The organism is Mycobacterium sp. Panama NTM2, from assembly GCF_054355555.1.
The window spans coordinates 2,185,419-2,201,998 of the sequence record NZ_CM135953.1 but is presented as its reverse complement, the minus strand read 5'-3'; the positions used below and the strand labels follow the sequence as shown (position 1 = coordinate 2,201,998).

General features: G+C 68.6%; 20 protein-coding genes and 4 tRNA genes. 16 read left to right on the top strand and 8 right to left on the bottom strand.

Going from position 1 to position 16,580, the window contains the following annotated elements; translation table 11 throughout:
- Nucleotides 1–5: 5 nt before the first annotated feature.
- A complete protein-coding gene (locus ACXYX3_RS10550) occupies nucleotides 6–698 on the bottom strand; it encodes a superoxide dismutase family protein (RefSeq protein WP_241207715.1) in 693 nt (230 codons plus the stop codon).
- Between the two features lie 118 nt (nucleotides 699–816).
- Nucleotides 817–891 (bottom strand) — tRNA-Val (locus ACXYX3_RS10545).
- 103 nt (nucleotides 892–994) lie between these two features.
- Between ACXYX3_RS10545 and ACXYX3_RS10540 the strand changes: the two genes are divergently transcribed.
- The 8 genes from ACXYX3_RS10540 (at nucleotide 995) to ACXYX3_RS10505 (ending at nucleotide 3,538) form a co-directional block, all read left to right on the top strand.
- Entirely contained in the window at nucleotides 995–1,417 is a 423-nt protein-coding gene (locus tag ACXYX3_RS10540) for a DUF6636 domain-containing protein (RefSeq protein ID WP_458611642.1), read from the top strand.
- Nucleotides 1,418–1,513: 96 nt separating this feature from the next.
- A tRNA-Gly gene (locus ACXYX3_RS10535) sits at nucleotides 1,514–1,586 on the top strand.
- Between the two features lie 28 nt (nucleotides 1,587–1,614).
- Nucleotides 1,615–1,688, top strand: a tRNA-Cys gene (locus ACXYX3_RS10530).
- Between the two features lie 11 nt (nucleotides 1,689–1,699).
- Nucleotides 1,700–1,774, top strand: a tRNA-Val gene (locus ACXYX3_RS10525).
- A gap of 106 nt (nucleotides 1,775–1,880) precedes the next feature.
- Nucleotides 1,881–2,219 (top strand): hypothetical protein, encoded by a 339-nt coding sequence (locus tag ACXYX3_RS10520; RefSeq protein WP_458611641.1) that lies wholly within the window; start codon nucleotides 1,881–1,883, stop codon nucleotides 2,217–2,219.
- Nucleotides 2,220–2,263: 44 nt separating this feature from the next.
- Entirely contained in the window at nucleotides 2,264–2,563 is a 300-nt protein-coding gene (locus tag ACXYX3_RS10515; protein ID WP_241207734.1) for a hypothetical protein, read from the top strand.
- Nucleotides 2,564–2,667: 104 nt separating this feature from the next.
- Entirely contained in the window at nucleotides 2,668–2,868 is a 201-nt protein-coding gene (locus ACXYX3_RS10510; protein ID WP_241207735.1) for a three-helix bundle dimerization domain-containing protein, read from the top strand.
- A gap of 244 nt (nucleotides 2,869–3,112) precedes the next feature.
- Entirely contained in the window at nucleotides 3,113–3,538 is a 426-nt protein-coding gene (locus tag ACXYX3_RS10505; protein WP_458611640.1) for a hypothetical protein, read from the top strand.
- Here ACXYX3_RS10505 and ACXYX3_RS10500 read toward each other — a convergent pair.
- Nucleotides 3,531–3,893: a helix-turn-helix transcriptional regulator gene (locus ACXYX3_RS10500; RefSeq protein ID WP_241207737.1), complete on the bottom strand. Its 363-nt coding sequence runs from the start codon at nucleotides 3,891–3,893 to the stop codon at nucleotides 3,531–3,533. The genes ACXYX3_RS10505 and ACXYX3_RS10500 overlap by 8 nt on opposite strands.
- A 74-nt stretch (nucleotides 3,894–3,967) precedes the next feature.
- On the opposite strand from ACXYX3_RS10500, the gene ACXYX3_RS10495 reads away from it, so the two are divergent.
- From ACXYX3_RS10495 to ACXYX3_RS10480, 4 genes are all read left to right on the top strand, one after another.
- Complete coding sequence (locus ACXYX3_RS10495; protein ID WP_458611639.1) at nucleotides 3,968–4,453, top strand: SRPBCC family protein; 486 nt, start codon at nucleotides 3,968–3,970, stop codon at nucleotides 4,451–4,453.
- 31 nt (nucleotides 4,454–4,484) lie between these two features.
- Nucleotides 4,485–5,213 carry a Clp protease N-terminal domain-containing protein gene (locus tag ACXYX3_RS10490; protein ID WP_458611638.1) on the top strand — a complete coding sequence of 243 codons (729 nt, stop codon included), beginning with the start codon at nucleotides 4,485–4,487 and terminating at the stop codon, nucleotides 5,211–5,213.
- A gap of 68 nt (nucleotides 5,214–5,281) precedes the next feature.
- Nucleotides 5,282–5,779: a hypothetical protein gene (locus ACXYX3_RS10485; protein WP_458611637.1), complete on the top strand. Its 498-nt coding sequence runs from the start codon at nucleotides 5,282–5,284 to the stop codon at nucleotides 5,777–5,779.
- On the top strand, nucleotides 5,764–6,306 hold the full coding sequence (locus tag ACXYX3_RS10480) for a GNAT family N-acetyltransferase (protein ID WP_458611636.1): 543 nt from the start codon (nucleotides 5,764–5,766) through the stop codon (nucleotides 6,304–6,306). The genes ACXYX3_RS10485 and ACXYX3_RS10480 overlap by 16 nt, the downstream gene beginning before the upstream one ends.
- Here ACXYX3_RS10480 and zapE read toward each other — a convergent pair.
- Nucleotides 6,282–7,343: a cell division protein ZapE gene (zapE, locus tag ACXYX3_RS10475; protein ID WP_241207742.1), complete on the bottom strand. Its 1,062-nt coding sequence runs from the start codon at nucleotides 7,341–7,343 to the stop codon at nucleotides 6,282–6,284. The two genes, ACXYX3_RS10480 and zapE, sit on opposite strands and share 25 nt — an antisense overlap.
- A 34-nt stretch (nucleotides 7,344–7,377) precedes the next feature.
- Between zapE and ACXYX3_RS10470 the strand changes: the two genes are divergently transcribed.
- The 4 genes from ACXYX3_RS10470 to msrB are packed head-to-tail and all read left to right on the top strand — an operon-like array spanning nucleotide 7,378 to nucleotide 11,451.
- Nucleotides 7,378–8,151, top strand: coding sequence for a pyrimidine reductase family protein (locus tag ACXYX3_RS10470; protein WP_458611635.1), 774 nt, complete (start codon nucleotides 7,378–7,380; stop codon nucleotides 8,149–8,151).
- Between the two features lie 23 nt (nucleotides 8,152–8,174).
- Nucleotides 8,175–9,725 carry an alpha/beta fold hydrolase gene (locus ACXYX3_RS10465; protein WP_241207744.1) on the top strand — a complete coding sequence of 517 codons (1,551 nt, stop codon included), beginning with the start codon at nucleotides 8,175–8,177 and terminating at the stop codon, nucleotides 9,723–9,725.
- Between the two features lie 52 nt (nucleotides 9,726–9,777).
- Nucleotides 9,778–11,031: an arabinofuranan 3-O-arabinosyltransferase gene (gene aftC, locus ACXYX3_RS10460; RefSeq protein ID WP_458612040.1), complete on the top strand. Its 1,254-nt coding sequence runs from the start codon at nucleotides 9,778–9,780 to the stop codon at nucleotides 11,029–11,031.
- A gap of 9 nt (nucleotides 11,032–11,040) precedes the next feature.
- Complete coding sequence (gene msrB, locus ACXYX3_RS10455) at nucleotides 11,041–11,451, top strand: peptide-methionine (R)-S-oxide reductase MsrB (protein ID WP_241207745.1); 411 nt, start codon at nucleotides 11,041–11,043, stop codon at nucleotides 11,449–11,451.
- On the opposite strand, the gene ACXYX3_RS10450 is transcribed toward msrB, so the two are convergent.
- From ACXYX3_RS10450 to hemE, 4 genes are all read right to left on the bottom strand, one after another.
- Nucleotides 11,445–13,097, bottom strand: a complete 1,653-nt coding sequence (locus tag ACXYX3_RS10450) for a putative bifunctional diguanylate cyclase/phosphodiesterase (RefSeq protein ID WP_458611634.1) — start codon at nucleotides 13,095–13,097, stop codon at nucleotides 11,445–11,447. The genes msrB and ACXYX3_RS10450 overlap by 7 nt on opposite strands.
- Before the next feature lie 292 nt (nucleotides 13,098–13,389).
- Nucleotides 13,390–14,094: a hydrogen peroxide-dependent heme synthase gene (gene hemQ / locus ACXYX3_RS10445; RefSeq protein WP_458611633.1), complete on the bottom strand. Its 705-nt coding sequence runs from the start codon at nucleotides 14,092–14,094 to the stop codon at nucleotides 13,390–13,392.
- A 24-nt stretch (nucleotides 14,095–14,118) separates the two neighbouring features.
- The gene (locus ACXYX3_RS10440; protein ID WP_458611632.1) at nucleotides 14,119–15,459 is read right to left on the bottom strand and encodes a protoporphyrinogen oxidase; all 1,341 of its coding nucleotides are present in this window, start codon (nucleotides 15,457–15,459) and stop codon (nucleotides 14,119–14,121) included.
- Nucleotides 15,456–16,520, bottom strand: a complete 1,065-nt coding sequence (gene hemE / locus ACXYX3_RS10435; RefSeq protein WP_458611631.1) for a uroporphyrinogen decarboxylase — start codon at nucleotides 16,518–16,520, stop codon at nucleotides 15,456–15,458. Before hemE ends, ACXYX3_RS10440 begins: the two co-directional genes overlap by 4 nt.
- Nucleotides 16,521–16,580: the final 60 nt, after the last annotated feature.

Genomic DNA, 16,580 nt, shown 5'->3' with positions numbered 1-16,580 from the left:
TCCGGTCAGCGCGAGGCCGGCGCGGGGTTCGTCGCCCCCGCGGTGGCGCCGCAGCCCGCCGGATACGTGGCTTCGGCGGGCACTCCCTGTACGCCCTGTGCCTGAGCGAAGGGTGACTCACCGATACGGGTGTCCAGGTTGTACTTGCCGTTGCCGTCGACGTCGATGCCATGTTCGACGAACGTCAGATCCGCCAGATGCGCGATCGTGCCCTCGGGCAGTTCCTGTGCCGACAGGGTGCGGTCGTAGACCACCCGGCCCGACTGGTCGGCCACCGGGAAGCGATCGAGTGCGAGACCACTGCCCGCGTCGGTGGCGCCGGAGGTCGTCAGCGCGATGAAGATGGGACCGTAGGCCGGCTTTGCCTCGACCGCCGACAGCAAGCCGTCGCCGTTCGTGTCAGGGGCGACATCGGCCGCCGGGCCGGGGCACACGAAATCGCGCCCGCTCGCGTCACCGTGGATGTGTTGAGCGTGCGGCTGATTCGGAATGAGCCCGGACACGTTGACCTGCATCCGAAGGCTGCCATCGGCGTTCGGGGTCAGGGTGACGGTACCGGTGGCAGCGGTGCCGTTGAGCGGCAGCACCGGGATGACCGTGGGAACCGGCGGCGGCGGGGGCTGGGCCGCGGCAGGGGACGCGCCGGCCAGTGGCAGTGCCGCTGCGGCGCAGGCGGCGAACAGTGCTTTGTGGTGCATGAATGCTCCTCGTATCGGATGTCGAGCCACCCTTCTGTCAACGGATGACATGAGGGCGCTACCCGAGGAGGTGTCACGCAAACCCGACGCACGAGGCATCGGCCCGAACGAATGAAGGTGGTGGTCCCGGCTGGGTTCGAACCAGCGACCTTCCGCGTGTGAGGCGGACGCTCTCCCACTGAGCTACGAGACCGGGAGTTTTCCGACGGAGTCGGACGAGGCAGAAGATTACACGCACACCCTCCCCTTCCGGAATTCGGGCCTTCTGCCAGGTAGTTCACAGGTAGTGTCGCCGCATGACGTCGTGGGGACGGGTTCTGCTGACGACCGCCGCCGTCAGCACGACAGCTGTGCCCCTGGCGCCGACCGCCGCAGCCGACGACGTGTCGTTCAGCTCCCCCAGCGGCAACATCGCCTGCATGATCGTCGACGATCTGCTGCGCTGCGACATCCAGACGCGGGACTGGTCTCCTCCGTCGCGACCGGCCGACTGCCCCGACATGACCGGCTACGGCCAGGGCATCTCGATGCGCGCGACCGGATCGGCGTCCTTCGTCTGCGCGGGCGACACCACGTTCGGCGGTGGCGCCGCCCTCCCCTACGGCCAGTTCCAGGCCGGCGGCGGGATGAGTTGCCGGAGCGAACCGTCCGGCATGCGGTGCTCGAACTCCGACGGGCACGGATTCACGTTGTCCCGCCAGGCATACACGCTGTTCTGAGCCCGGACGCGCGTGGAACGGGAGGGGATTTGTGTACGCCCAACTGCGTGGACTATCGTCGTGCATCGCAACGGGCGACGAACTCGGCCGTAGCGCGCGGATGTAGCGCAGTTGGTAGCGCATCACCTTGCCAAGGTGAGGGTCGCGGGTTCGAATCCCGTCATCCGCTCGAAGGTGCACTGGCATCAAAGCCCAGCGGTGGAGTGGCCGAGTGGTGAGGCAACGGCCTGCAAAGCCGTGCACACGGGTTCGATTCCCGTCTCCACCTCCAAGGTGTTCCCGGCGCGATTAGCTCAGCGGGAGAGCGCTTCCCTGACACGGAAGAGGTCACTGGTTCAATCCCAGTATCGCGCACCACATTTCGTCGTCGGCTTCACGCCGGCTCGGCACTCTGCCGGCCATTTCTGACACCCCGCTGTGAACTTCCCAAAGCCCGTTCCGGCGGTCAGTCGATCAACAGCAGATGCGGGTGGTTCTCCGCAAGTTGGCTCCTCATCATCGACGCCACACCCGCCGGGTCTCCGTCTCCCGGCTGACACCACCCCAGGAGATCGACATGTCCAACCGCCTCATCACCGCAACCGCCGGACTGCTCACCGGAGCCGCCATGCTCACCGCCTCGCTGAGCGGTGCCGCCATCTCCCAAGCCTCCAGCGGCGTCGACCAGCAGGGCACGTATCCCAAACCCAGCAGCTACGACGGCATCCAAGGCGGCGTCGCCCTGTGCAGCCAGCACGGCATCAAGATGCCGTGCGGCCCCAACTTCACGCCGGGCATCACGAAGTCCAACAACGAGGGCTGAGCGCCCCCTTCTTCCGACCCGCAGTTCGAACATATGATCGAACAGTGGGTCTCCAACAGATCGGCCACGGCGGGCAGCCCCTGCGGACGGTGTTCCGCAGGGTGCACCCGCCGATCGCCGTTTTGGTCGACCTCGTCGCGATGTTCCCCCGCGAACCCCACAGCGCCGGCCGCTACCACCCGCACGGATTACAGATGGATACCATCGTCGAAGGCCGGCTGTCCTGCTGGGGCCTCGGCGAACAGGGCGGCTGGTGGGGGCTGGTGTCCTACGACGTGAGCTTCGGCGGAGACAAGCAGGCCGTGACCCACTGGGTGCCCGCCTGGGTGCTGAAGATGAAGTAGCTCTTTGACGTTCACCACATGTTCGCGCCGTTGTCCCTGCACAGCCACCGGAGAGTGGCACCGGCCGATTGACGACGAGCTATCCGCCCGACGAAGCTGGGCTCGTGATCGAGTTGAGTGAGCAGCAGATCATCGACCAGCTGGCTCAGCGCCTGGCCGATGCCCACGCCTCCGTGGCACCCGACCGCGTGGCCGCAGTGGTGCACCAGGAGTACGCGCGGTTCACGGGCCGCCCCATCCGGGATTTCATCCCGCTGTTCGTCGAACGCAACGCCCATGCGGAACTGAGCCGTCTCGGCTCCTGACACCCTGATCGTTATCGATTTTGTAGCAGAGATCTACCTTGCTATTAGGTCGCTCTCAGGTTCGGCTCTTACCGTCGAAACCAACACGTTGCGACAAGACATCCCCGATACGCTCGGCCCGCCACCAACCCCCCTCAGGTGGCGGGCCGAGATCATGTCGGGGCAGTGCGAAACCCCGCGTCGTCGCGGCGCCACCGGCTAAGGTTGGCGCTCCAGCAACGAACCGGCGACCAGAGGGTGGGACATGATTCGCGAGATGGCGGCGTCGACGCTGATCGGCCTGGCCGCGGTGGGCATGGCTCCTGTGGCCGCAGCCGAACCCGGCCCCATCTACTTCGATGAACCGGGTCATTACGCCAACGACGTTCCAGGCATGCTCTACGACGCCCACCTGACCGCGCCGTGCACGAACATGGAACGGTTCACCTTCGGGCGCGGCCCCGGCGGCGAAGCGCTGCAGTGCCGGTGGATACCGAATCAATGGCCGCCGGTCTACACCGGTTTCTGGCAGATCACCTATGACCTCAAGGGTGTGCAGGACATCGGCGCGCCGTGCCCCAACCCGCAATCGGCCGCTCAAGCACCCGATGGGCGCCCACTGGTGTGCATGGGCGACCAGGGGTGGCAGGCCGGCATCTACAACCGTGAAGGTTTCACCCCGATCAACTAGCGGAGCTGCGCAGCGTGCGACTCGGCTCGGTGCCGAAGATCTCTTTGTAGGCGCTGCTGAATCGGCCGGGATGGGTGAAGCCGCACCGGCCGGCGATCGAGGTGACGGTGTCGCGCGCCGGATCGGCGGATTTGAGCTCCAGGTGCGCCCGTTCCAGACGAATCCTGCGCAGGTACTCCAGCGGCGTGACGCCCACATGCTCGCGGAACGCGTACTGGATCGCTCGCGGAGTCACATCGGCTGCCGCCGAGATGTCGCGGATGGTGATGTCGTACTGCGCGTTCTCGTGGATGAAGTCCAGCGCACGGCGCAGCATCCGCGGGTGCTGGGTCTTGGTCTTCTCATCAGGGCGCATCCGTTCGGTTTCCCGGACTTCCGCTGAAACGAAACTTCTCAGTGATTCACACCACTGCATGCCACGATCGACCCATGACCGATCGCATCGAAGTGACCCGCACCATCGCCGCAGCTCCCGACGCCGTTTTCGCCGTGCTGTGTGACCCTCAAGGCCACGTGGCCATCGATGCCACCGGAATGCTGCAGGACGCGGACGGCGAACCCGTGCGGGCCGTCGGCGACTCCTTCGTCGTCCACATGGACCGGGAGGCGCTCAACGACTTCCCCATGGGCCGCTACGACGTCACCGTGGAGATCACCGAGTACGAGCAGGACAGGCTCATCGCCTGGACCATCCTCGGTCAGATCCGCCCCCAGATCGGCCATGTCTACGGCTATCGGTTGGAGCCGAGCGGGCCGGACACGCTGGTCACCTCGTTCTACGACTGGTCGGGGATCGATCAGCAGTGGCGCGAGGCCGGGATCTTCCCCGTGGTGTCGGAGCTGGCGCTGCGGGGCACGCTCGGCATCCTCGACCGCACCGTCCGGCGCGGATACCCACGGTCAACCCAGGGTTGACGCATCCCGCTCGTCAACCTAGGGTTGACGCATGCCCGACGCGCCCACTGCCCGCATCACCCACCCCGTCCGCCTCGACGACCTCATCGACGCGATCACTCGTGTCCACGATCAGCCGCTCGATCAGCTGACCGACGCGGTGCTCGCCGCCGAGGCGCTCGGCGAGGTCGCCGACCATCTGATCGGTCACTTCGTGGACCAGGCGCGCCGGTCGGGTGCCTCCTGGACGGACATCGGCAAATGCATGGGCGTGACCAAGCAGGCTGCGCAGAAGCGGTTCGTGCCCAAGACGCCGACCGACGCCGCGGCGATGGACCCGAACGCCGGCTTCCAGCGCTTCACCCCGCGCGCCCGCGCCGTGATCGTCGAAGCGCAGAACCGTGCGCACTCCGCCCGCAATGCCGAGATCGGTCCCGCACACCTCGTCCTCGGCCTCTTCGCCGACCGGACCGGGCTCGCGGCCCGCCTCCTCGCCGACCAGGGGGTCGACGGCGAGACGGCCGCCACGGCGATCACCCTGCCCGCATCCGTCGACGCGGTGCCGGCGCTGATCCCGTTCGACGCCCGCGCCAGGAAGGCGCTCGAGCTCACGTTCCGGCAGGCACTGCGCCTCGGCCACAACTACATCGGCACCGAACACCTCCTGCTCGCGCTCTACGACGAGGAGGACGACGACGGCGTGCTGCACCGTCTCGGCGTCGACATCGGGCGGTTCGAGGGTGACCTGCGCGCGGCGCTGGAGGCGTTCACTCAGCAGTGAGCGGCGTATCCGGCCGACGGCCTCGGCCGGTGTGCGATCATGCCAGGACGTCTACGAGGGGACCGGACATGCGACGCTGGCTCGTCATCGTGCTCGCCGCCACCATGGCCATGCTGGGAGGCGTCCTCGCGCCGCCCGCGGGTGCCGCCGTGATCCCGATCGGCCGGCTGGGTGAAACGCTGCGCGTCGAGTTCAAGGGCCTGGTCGCCGATGTCGCCGTCCTCGGGATCAACCCCTCTCCGGTGCCGCCGGGATTCGGTTATCCGCCGCGCGCCCCGCGCTACCAGGTGTACCGGGCCGACGTCACGATCACCCCGGTCAAGCTGCCCACGCCCTACGCGATGGCCATCACCTACGGATTCCGCGGGGTGACCCCGACCGGTGACGCGTATGAGCCCCGCAACAGCGACGCCCCCGACGCGCTGCAGTACGGTATGCAGGACGCCCAGGTCGGTCGCACCTTCACCGGCGGCGTGTGGTGGGACTGCTACCGCGACCTGGTGTCCAACGTCGTGCTGATCGACAGGATCACCGGCGTCCGCCTGGCTCAGTGGAACGTCAGCTGAGCCTTCGGATAACGCCCGCCGACGCCGCCCGGGTCGACGAACTCGCCGACGTCGCAGCGCGCACCTTTCCCCTCGCCTGTCCCCCGTCGTGCACACCGGATGACGTGGCCGCCTTCGTCGCCGAGAACCTGACCGCCGACCGATTCGCCGGCTACCTGCGCGACCCCGACCGCGTGGTGTTCACCGCGCTCGAGGGCGACCAGATGATCGGCTACGCGATGCTGATCGCCGGGTTGCCCGAGGATCCCGATGTGGCCGCCGCGGTGACCGCCCGCCCCACGGTGGAACTGTCGAAGATGTACGTGCTGCCCGACGCGCATGGCGCCGGTGCGTCGGCGGCGCTGATGTCGGCCGCGCTGCAGCACGCCGCCACCGTGTCCGCGGCCTCGGTGTGGCTCGGCGTCAATCAGAAGAATGTTCGCGCACAACGCTTCTACCGAAAGCACGGTTTCGAGGTCACCGGTACGAAGACGTTCCGGGTGGGCGGACACCTCGAAGAGGACTACGTGATGGTGCGCCCCGTCTGACCCGCCGCGGTCAGCGCGAGCAGCCGCGACGTCGCGCGCAGGTACTTCTTGCGGAAACCGCCGGCCAGCATCTCCTCGCTGAACACGGTGTCGAGCTTGGCCCCGGATGCGACCACCGGAACCCCGGCGTCGTACAGGCGGTCGGTCAGCGACACCAACCGCAGCGCCACGTTCTGGTCGTCCAACGGATGCACGCCCGTCAGGAACACCTCGGTCACGCCCTCGATCAGCGTCAGGTAGCGCGAGGGATGCATGGTCGCCAGATGCGCGCACAGCGCATCGAAGTCGTCGAGCGTCGCACCCGGCACCGCCGCGGCGCGCTCCGCCACCTCCGCGTCGCCGGGCGGCTCGGGTGCAGGCGGCAGATCGCGGTGCCGGTAGTCCGGGCCCTCGATCCGCACCGTCGTGAACATCGCTGCGAGCGTGTTGATTTCGCGCAGGAAGTCCTGCGCGGCGAACCGTCCCTCGCCGAGCTGCTCGGGCAGCGTGTTCGATGTCGCCGCCACCGACACCCCTTTCTCGACCAGCGCGGAGAGCAGCCGAGAGATCAGCGTGGTGTTGCCCGGATCGTCGAGCTCGAACTCGTCGATGCACAGCAGGGTGTAGTCGGCGAGCAGATCGATGCATTCGACGAACCCGAAAACCCCTGCAAGCTGGGTCAACTCGCCGAACGTCGCGAAGGCCTTCTGCCCCTCGACCGCGTAGTACGACGACGCCAGCAGGTGGGTCTTGCCGACGCCGAAGCCGCCGTCGAGATACACGCCCACGCCGGGGAGCACCTCCCGCTTGCCGAACAGCTTCTTCTTGCCCGCACGCCGCTGCACCGCCTGCTCGCAGAACTGACGGCAGGTCTGCACCGCGGCCGCCTGCGTCGGCTCGCTCGGATCAGGCCGATACGTGTCGAAGCTGACATCGGCGAACGTGGGCGGCGGGACCAGCTGAGCGACCAACCTCTCCGGGGTGACGCTGGGACGCCGATCGGTCAGGTGCGCGACCTCACCGGATTCGAGGTTGGACCTGATGCTGGACCCGTGCATGCAGGCACCCTATCGGCGTGTTGAGATTCTGCGTATGGGCGACCACGCGGACGGGACGCAGTTCACAGTGCTCGGCACGGCCGAGACGATCGACCGTGCGCAGCTGAGCGACCGGTACGCCTACCCCGCCGAACGATGGGTGCGAGCCAACATGATCGCCTCCGCCGACGGCGGAGCCACCACCGCGGGAAAGTCCGGGGGCCTCGGCGGCGACGGTGACAAGGCCCTGTTCTCGGTGCTGCGCGAGCTGGCCGACGTGATCCTCGTCGGCGCGGCGACGGTGCGTGCCGAGGACTATTCCGGGGCCTCACCCACCACCGAGCAGCGCGCCGCCCGGGAAGCCCGCGGGCAGGCCGCCGTCCCGCCGATCGCCATGCTCACCCGATCCGGCTCGGTCGACCCCGACGCGGCCGTGTTCGGTCACACCGAGGTGCCGCCCATCGTGTTCACCAGCGCAGCCGCCGCACCCGAGACGCGGCGCGCGCTCGGTGACAAGGCCGAGGTGATCGACGTGTCCGGCCCGGATCCGGAATCTCTGGAGCTGGCGCGGGCGGTGAGCGTGCTGGCCGACCGCGGACTGGGCCGGGTGCTCGCCGAAGGCGGACCCGGGATCCTCGGGCGGCTGATCTCCGACGACCTGCTCGACGAGTTGTGTCTGACCGTCGCACCCGTGCTCGTCGGCGGCGCGGCGGGGCGCATCGTCACCGGAGAGGACGACGACCGGACCCGGTTGCGCCTGCAGCAGGTGCTCGGCGACGACGACGGGTACCTGTTCCTGCGGTACGCCCGCGCAACCCGGGACCGGTGAGCGCCATCAGTACTGTGGTCGGCATGCGTCGATCGGTGCCGGCAGTTCTTGCGGTGACGGTGTCGTTGCTCACCGCGTGCTCCCCCGGGCTGGCCGCCAACCCGCGGTACGCCACCGATTCCGGTGCCCGCCCGCAGGGGGCCGTCACGACCAGCGAGAAGCCGTCCGGGCCGCCCGCCATCGAGGTGCCCAAGAACGAGCTGTCGTGGCGGGACTGCACGTCGCGGGTGTTCAGCGCCGCCGCGGTCGCACCGCCGGCCGGTGTGACGCTGGACTGCGCGAGCTACGACGCCGACCTCGACCCGATCGCCGGGGCCACCGGTTCGGTCAGCATCGGCGTGGTGCGCGCCCGTTCGGCGCAGACGCCCGCCGATGCGGGTCCGCTGGTGATGACGACCGGCTCCGATCTGCCGTCCTCGGTGCAACTGCCGGCGTGGCTGGCAGGCGCGGGCACCGACGTGCTGGCCAAACACCCCGTCGTCGCGGTCGACCGGCGCGGCATCGGCATGTCGGGCGCCCTGGACTGCCGGGACGTGTTCGACCGCCAGGAGATGTTCGAGCAGGCCCAGTTCCAGTCGGGCGATGACCCGGTCGCCAACCTCGGCGCGATCACGATGACCGCGACCACCAGCTGCACCGACACGATCGCCCCCGGCGATTCGGCCTACGACAACGCCCACGCCGCCGAGGACCTCGAGCGCCTGCGCACCACGTGGGACGTGCCCGCGCTCGCCCTCCTCGGCGTCGGCAACGGCGCGCAGGTCGCACTCGCCTACGCCGGTTCGCATCCCAACAAGGTCGCCCGCCTGATCCTGGATTCGCCCCTGCCGCTGGGCATCGGCGCCGAAGCCGCGACCGAACAGCGCGTCAAGGGCGAGCAGGCCGCGCTGGACGCGTGGGCCGCCCAGTGTGCGGCCAGTGACTGCCCGCTGCCCGATCCCAAGAGCGCCGTCGACACCCTGTTGGACGCGGCGCGTGCCGGGAACGGGCCGGGAGGGGCGTCGGTGGCCGCGGTCGCCGCCGCGATCTCCACCGCGTTGGCCTTCCCGCAGGGCAATCGCGTGGACGCGGGCCGGGACCTCGCGCAGGCGATCGCCGACGCCAACGCCGGCGACACCAACCGGATCAACAACCTGATCAACACCGCCGAGACGCTGCGCCAGACCGACGGACAGTTCGTCAACTCCTGCAGCGACGCGTTGAACCGTCCCACCCCCGACCGGGTCCGCGAACTCGTCGTCGAATGGGGCAAGCGCTACCCGCAGTTCGGCACCGTCGGCGCGCTGGACATGGTCAAGTGCCTGAACTGGCCCAGTGGCACCGCGCCCAAGGAACCGCAGGGTCTGACCACGCCGACGCTGCTGCTGGGAGTGCAGAACGACCCCATCGTCGGCAACGAGGGCGTCGCCGCCGTCGCGGCGACCGCGATCAACGCCGGGTCGACGAACAAGCGGGTCATGTGGCAGGGCGTCGGCCACGGCGCGACGATCTATTCGGCGTGTGCGCTGCCCCCGGTGCTCGGTTATCTCGACAGCGGCGCGCTACCCGCCACCGACACGTACTGCCCGGCCTGACGACTCGGCTACCTGCCGCTACGGTACGGTGCCTGACGTGCGTGATCTTGTGATGAAAGCGTTCAGGCCCCGCACCTCCCCGCCCACCACCGCCGCCGTCGTGCGTTCGGTCCTGTGGCCGCTGGCGATCCTGTCGGTCATCCATCGCAGCTACGTGCTGGTGTTCAACCGCTACATCACCGACGATTTCGCCCCGGTCTACCGCGCCGTCATCAACTTCAAGTTCGGCTGGGACATCTACAACGAGCACTTCGACTACGTCGATCCGCACTACCTGTACCCGCCCGGCGGCACGCTGATCATGGCGCCCTTCGGCTATCTGCCCGAGGTGGCCTCGCGCAACTGGTTCATCTTCTTCAACACCGTGGCCATCATCCTGGCCGGCTATTTCCTGCTGCGCCTGTTCGGCTTCACGTTGAGCTCGGTCGCCGCACCCGCGCTGCTGCTGGCGATGTTCTGCACCGAGTCCGTGACCAACACCCTGGTGTTCGGGAACATCAACGGCGTCATGCTGCTGCTCGAGGTGCTGTTCTTCCGCTGGCTGCTGGACGGCAACCGCAGCCACGAGTGGTGGGCCGGGGTGAGCATCGGGCTCACGCTGGTGGTCAAACCCCTGCTCGCCCCGTTGCTGCTGCTGCCGGTGCTCAACCGGCAGTGGCGGGTCCTGGTGACCGCGATCGCTGTGCCGGTGGTGTTCAATCTCGCTGCCTGGCCGCTGATCTCGGACCCGATGAGCTTCATCACCCGCACGGTGCCCTACATCTTCTCCACCCGCGACTATTTCAACAGCTCCATTTTGGGTAACGGTCTCTACTTCGGTCTGCCGACGTGGCTGATCTTGGCGCTGCGCATCGTGTTCGCCGCACTCGGCGCGGCGGCGCTGTGGCTGCTGTACCGGTACTACCGCACCCGGGACCAGTTCTTCTGGATGCTGACGTCCTCGGGCGTCCTGCTGGTCACCTCGTGGCTGGTGCTCTCGCTCGGTCAGGGCTACTACTCGATCGCGCTGTTCCCGTTCTTGATGACGGTCGTGCTGCCGAACTCGGTGCTGCGCAACTGGGTCGCCTGGCTGGCCACGTACGGGTTCTTGACCATGGACCGCTGGCTGCTGTGGCAGCTCCCGTCGACCGGACGCGCCCTGGAGTACCTCAAGATCACCTACGGCTGGTCGCTGATGGTGATCGTGGTGTTCTGCGTGTTGCTGTTCCGCTACCTCGACGCCCGCCGCGAGGGCCGGCTGGCCGACGGGATCGACCCGCCCTGGATGGCCGGCGACGGCCGACCCGTCAGCCGTGCCGCCGAGTAGCCTGGCGTCATGACAGGTCCCAAGCTGCAGCTGACCGACGACCAGTGGCGCGAGCGGCTGAGCGCCGACGAGTTCGCCGTGCTGCGCCGTGCCGGCACCGAGCGTCCGTTCACCGGCGAGTACACCGACACGAAGACCGAAGGGGTCTACCAGTGCCGGGCCTGCGGCGCCGAACTGTTCCGCAGCACCGAGAAGTTCGAATCCCATTGCGGCTGGCCGTCGTTCTTCGACCCCGCCGATTCCGACGCGGTGATCCTGCGGTCCGACGATTCGCTGGGCATGCACCGCGTCGAGGTGCTGTGCGCCAACTGCCACAGCCATCTCGGGCACGTGTTCGAGGGCGAGGGGTACCCGACCCCGACCGATCAGCGGTACTGCATCAATTCGATCTCGCTGAGGCTGGTGCCCACCGCTCAGTGAGGTTCTGGCGTCAGCGTCGGTTCGCGGCGCTGCGCCTCGAGCAACGCCAGCATCTCGTCGCCCGGCATCGGCCGGCTGAAGTAGAACCCCTGCGCCACCCGGCAACCGTACTGCCGTAACCGGTCTGCGATCTCGGCGCTTTCCACTCCCTCGGCCACCGGGGTGTGGCCGAGCGCATGCGTCATCTCTATCACCGCGCGCACGATGGTCGCCGACGGCCCGTGCGTCAGGATCGGTGCGATGAACTCCCGGTCCAGCTTGACCTGGTCGACGGGAAAGTCACGCAGGTACCACAGCGCCGAGTATCCGCTGCCGAAATCGTCGAGCGCGACCTCAACGCCGCTGGCGCGCAGTCGATTGAGAGCCGACCGTGTGCCCGGCATGTCGGCCAGCAACCTGTCCTCGGTGATCTCCACGGTGAGCGCATCCGGTGAGAGCCGGTGCCGGCGCAGCGCGTCGGCGATGCCCGCACTCAGCGCGGGATCGCTGATGACAGGTGCGAACACGTTCACCGCGACCGGGATTCGGAAGCCCCTGCGGTGCCACATCGCCGCGTCTCCGAGGGCCAGCTCCAGCACCGCCGTGGTCAGCGAGATCATCAGATCGCATTGATTCACCAGCGGCAGGAACTGGTCGGGGTTGAGCAGCCCTCGGCGCGGATGCGGCCAGCGGACGAGCGCCTCGGCGCCGATGATCTCTCCGGTGAACAGGTCGTACTGCGGCTGGTACACGACACGGAGTTCGCCGTGGTCGATCGCACGCTGCAGCTCACCCAGAATCGGTGGTGGGCCGGCGTCGCGCCTGCCGGCGAGGTCGGCGCGCAGCCTTCGGTTCTCCCCGAGGATGACGAACTGCCGGACGGTCACCGCGATCACGATCACGGCGACCGCCACGAACACCGGCCCCATCCCGGCGATCAGCACCGGGGTGCACAGCACCGCCGACAGCAGCACCGGTACGTACGGCAGCCAGCCCGACACCGCCGGCGGCTGTGCGCTCGACCCCTCGGAGCCGACCTGCCGGGCGCGCAGCGCTGCGGCGGCGATCAGCAGGAAACCCGTCGCCCAGCCGGACGACAGATGGTGCTGCCCGCTGTAGGAGTCCGTCGCGGTCAGATAGGCGAACGCCACATCGGAGAACGAGATACCGACCAGGCCCGCGGTCAGCAGGGCCATCTGTCCGCGGCGCACCGCGGGTGCCCGCAGCAGCATCACTCCTGCGATGGTCACGAGTGCTATGTCGGTCACCGGGTAGGACAGGGCCACGGCGACGGCCGGGACATCATTGCGCTGCGCGGCGTAGACCGTCCCCAGCCAGATCACCCAGACGGCACCGAAGATCGCGGCCGCGACGATGACCCCGTCGATGACCACCCGCAGCTGGGCGCTCGGTGGCGCCGCGGTCAGCATCGCGATCAGACACAACCCCGCACCGGCCAGGAACGACAGATACCCCGCATCTGCCCAGGACGGTGAGGAATCGGTACCGACGACGAGGTCGAAATACGACCACACCACTTCACCGGCGGCCCACCCGGTCAGACCGGCCGCCATGAACGCCCACGCCGCGCGGTCGGAACCACGCAGGGAGATCGCGGCCCATGCGGCGCAGCCGGCGGCGATCGCAGCGAACACCGCGAGACCCACGTCGTCGACGATGCGGATGAGGGTCGTGCCGCCCCACCCGGACCACAACCATGCGCCGTAGGGGCACCGGCGATCAGAGCGCCCGCCGCCACCCCCTCGTTTTCGGCATGAAGGGATACTAGCAATCGGCGGTCTGTGGCAAAACAAGATCAGCGGGGCCAACAGTCGTTTGCTGACACGGCACTTTCCCGACAAATAAAGGTCTTATGGCCCTTCGACGTCGACCGACGCTGATGTCAATAATTTGCAGAATTCATGTGGCTTCGTGCGAATTTTTCATCGCCAGCAACAATCACGGCAAAGAATTGACAAGGCGCTCGACCGACACACGGGGCCCGGTGTAGAACGGGGTCTCCTCCCGGACGTGGCGACGAGCGTCGGTGGCCCGCAGGTCACGCATCAGGTCGACGATGCGGTGCAACTCCGGGGCCTCGAAAGCCAACAGCCACTCGTAGTCACCCAACGCGAAGGCCGGCACCGTGTTGGCCCGCACGTCCTTGTAGCCGCGGGCGGCCATGCCGTGCTCGGCGAGCATGCGGCGACGCTCCTCGTCGGGCAGCAGATACCACTCCAGAGACCTGACGAACGGATAGACGCAGATGTAGGCGCCCGGTTCTTCTCCGGCCATGAAGGCCGGAACGTGGCTCTTGTTGAACTCCGCCGGCCGGTGCAGCGCGACATTGCTCCACACAGGCGTCGAGGCCCGGCCCAGTGTGGTGGTGCGACGGAAGTCGGAGTAGGTGGCCTGCAGCGCTTCCACGTTGTCGGCGTGCGTCCACATCATGAAGTCGGCGTCGGCCCGCATGCCGGCGACGTCGTAGATCCCCCGCACGACGACGCCGTTGTCCTGCTGCTGCTTGAGGAACGCCTCGGTCTCGTCCACGACGGCCGCCCGCGCGTCGTCACCGTCGGCCAGCACCCCGGGCGTGACGGCGTACACGGAGAACATCAGGTAGCGGAGGGTGGAGTTGATCGCGTCGAAGTCGAGCTTGGCCATGTCATCTATCGTGCCACGGGGTCTCTACCGTGCTGCGATGGCAGCGACCGCCCTGGTCGCCGCTGCCACGCAGGCCGGCACCCCGATCCCGTCGAGATAAGCACCGGCCACAACGAGCCCCGGGGGCAACCCGGCACGCAACTCGGCGACCAGGTCGGCGTGCCGCGGTCCGTACTGCGGCATCGCGTCGAGCCACCGCACCACCTTGCTGTCCTCCGGGGTCACGGTGATGCCGAACAGGGTCGCCAGGTCCTGCTCGGCCCACGTGAGCAACTCCTCGTCGCCGGCCCGCCGGGCCAGATCGTCACCGAACCGGCCGTAGGACAGCCGCACCATCTCGACGCTGCCGCGCCGGCCCCACTTGCGCGACGACAGCGTCACCGCCTTGGTGTGCAGACGGCTGCGACCGGCGACCAGCACACCGGACTGCTCCGGCAGCGGCGTACCGCCCGGCAGCGCGAGCGCGACCACCGCCGCCGAGGCCACCTCGATGCGGCGGGCCGCCGCGACGGTGCGCGGCGCGACGTCACCGAGCAGGGCAGGCACTCGTGGCGCGGGCACCGCCAGCACCACCGCCTCGGCCGGCCAGCGCGTCCCCTCGTCGTCGAGCACCTCCCAGCCCGCGGTCGCCGGCCGGACACCGCGGACCGCCACCTGCGCCCAGGTGATGCGTGACCGGCGCACCAGTTCGTCGATCAACACGGCATAGCCGCCGTCGATCGCGCCGAACACCGATCCCGGCTGCGGTGGCGGCAGCGCGGCAGTGACGGCCTCGGTCAGGCTGCGTGCGCCGCGGTCCAGGGCCGTCGCCACCGTCGGGGCGGCCGTACGCAACCCGATCGTCGCGGCCGAGCCGGAATAGACCCCGCCGAGCAGAGGGTCGACCGACCGCACCACCACCTGCTCCCCGAAGCGGTCGCCGACCAGGTCAGCGACGGTCGGGTCGGCGCCGGGGGTCCAGGACAGCGGACGGCGGGGCTCGTCGAGCATCCACCGGATCGTGGCATCGTCGACCAGCCCGGTCAGCGAGGCCGGTCGTGTCGGGATGCCGTTGACGGTGTGCTGCGGCAGGGGGTGCAGTCGGCCTTCGCTGTAGATCAGCGGACGGACCCCGGTGGTGGTCAGCTGCCTGCCCGACAGGCCCAGCTCCCCCAGTAGTGCGGGGACCTCGGGGCGGCGGGTCACGAAAGCTTCCGCCCCGACGTCGATCAGCTGACCGCCGATGCGTTCGGTGCGCAGCACGCCACCGAGCCGGTCCGCCGGGTCCAGCACCGTGATCGACGCATCCGGGCCGGCCGCCACACGCAGCCGATAGGCCGCGACCAAGCCCGAAATGCCGCCCCCGACAACGCAATACGTTGTCACAGCTGGTGCACCAGCGCCACGGCCTCGGTGATGACGTCGGGGTCGGTGGCAGGCAACACCCCGTGCCCGAGGTTGAAGACGTGCCCGACGGCGCCGGCGTCGACCGCGCGACGTCCGTCGTCGATCACCGCACGCACCGCACGCTCCACCACCGGCCTGCCGGCCAGCAGCACCACCGGATCGAGGTTGCCCTGCAGTGCGACACCCCGCTGCACCCGAGCAGCGGCATCGGCGAGCGAGGTTCGCCAGTCCACCCCCACGACCGCGGGCACACCGTGTCCGACGACGGCCTCCGACATGGCGCCGAGCAGTTCGGCCGTACCGACGCCGAAGTGCGTCATCGGCACCCCGTAGGCCGCCAGCGCCGCGAAGACGCGGGCGCTGTGGGGCAGCACGTAGGTGCGGTAGTCGACGAGCGACAGCGTGCCCGCCCATGAGTCGAAGACCTGGATCGCATCCACCCCGGCCTCGATCTGGGTGCGCAGGAACGCGATCGTGACCTCGGTGAGGGCTTCCATCAGAGCGTGCCAGGTGCCGGTCTCACCGAGCATCATCGCCTTGGTGTGCTCGTGGTTGCGGCTCGGACCGCCTTCGACGAGATAGGACGCCAGAGTGAACGGGGCTCCGGCGAACCCGATCAGCGGCACCTCCCCCAGTTCGCCGGTCAACCGACCCACCGCGGTCGCCACCGGCGCCACCTGATCGGCGTCCAGAGCGGTGATGGTCCCGACGTCGGCCCGGGTGCGGATCGGGCGCTCGATCACCGGGCCCACGTCGGGCACGATGTCGAGTCCGATACCTGCCGCGCGCAGCGGGACGACGATGTCGGAGAACAGGATTGCCGCGTCGACGTCGTGACGCCGCACCGGCTGCAGGGTGATCTCGGTGATCAGGTCGGCGTCGAAGCAGGCATCCATCATGGTGTTCTTGGCCCGCAGAGCCCGGTATTCGGGCAGCGATCGACCGGCCTGCCGCATCATCCACACCGGCGTGCGGTGAGGTTTGCGGCCGGCGACGGCAGCCAGGTAGGGCGATTCGGGCAGCTCGCGGCGCGTGTTCATCGCTGCCCATGCTGCCATGCCCGGTGCGCCCCGAATCGGCGCGCCATGACCACAGACCTG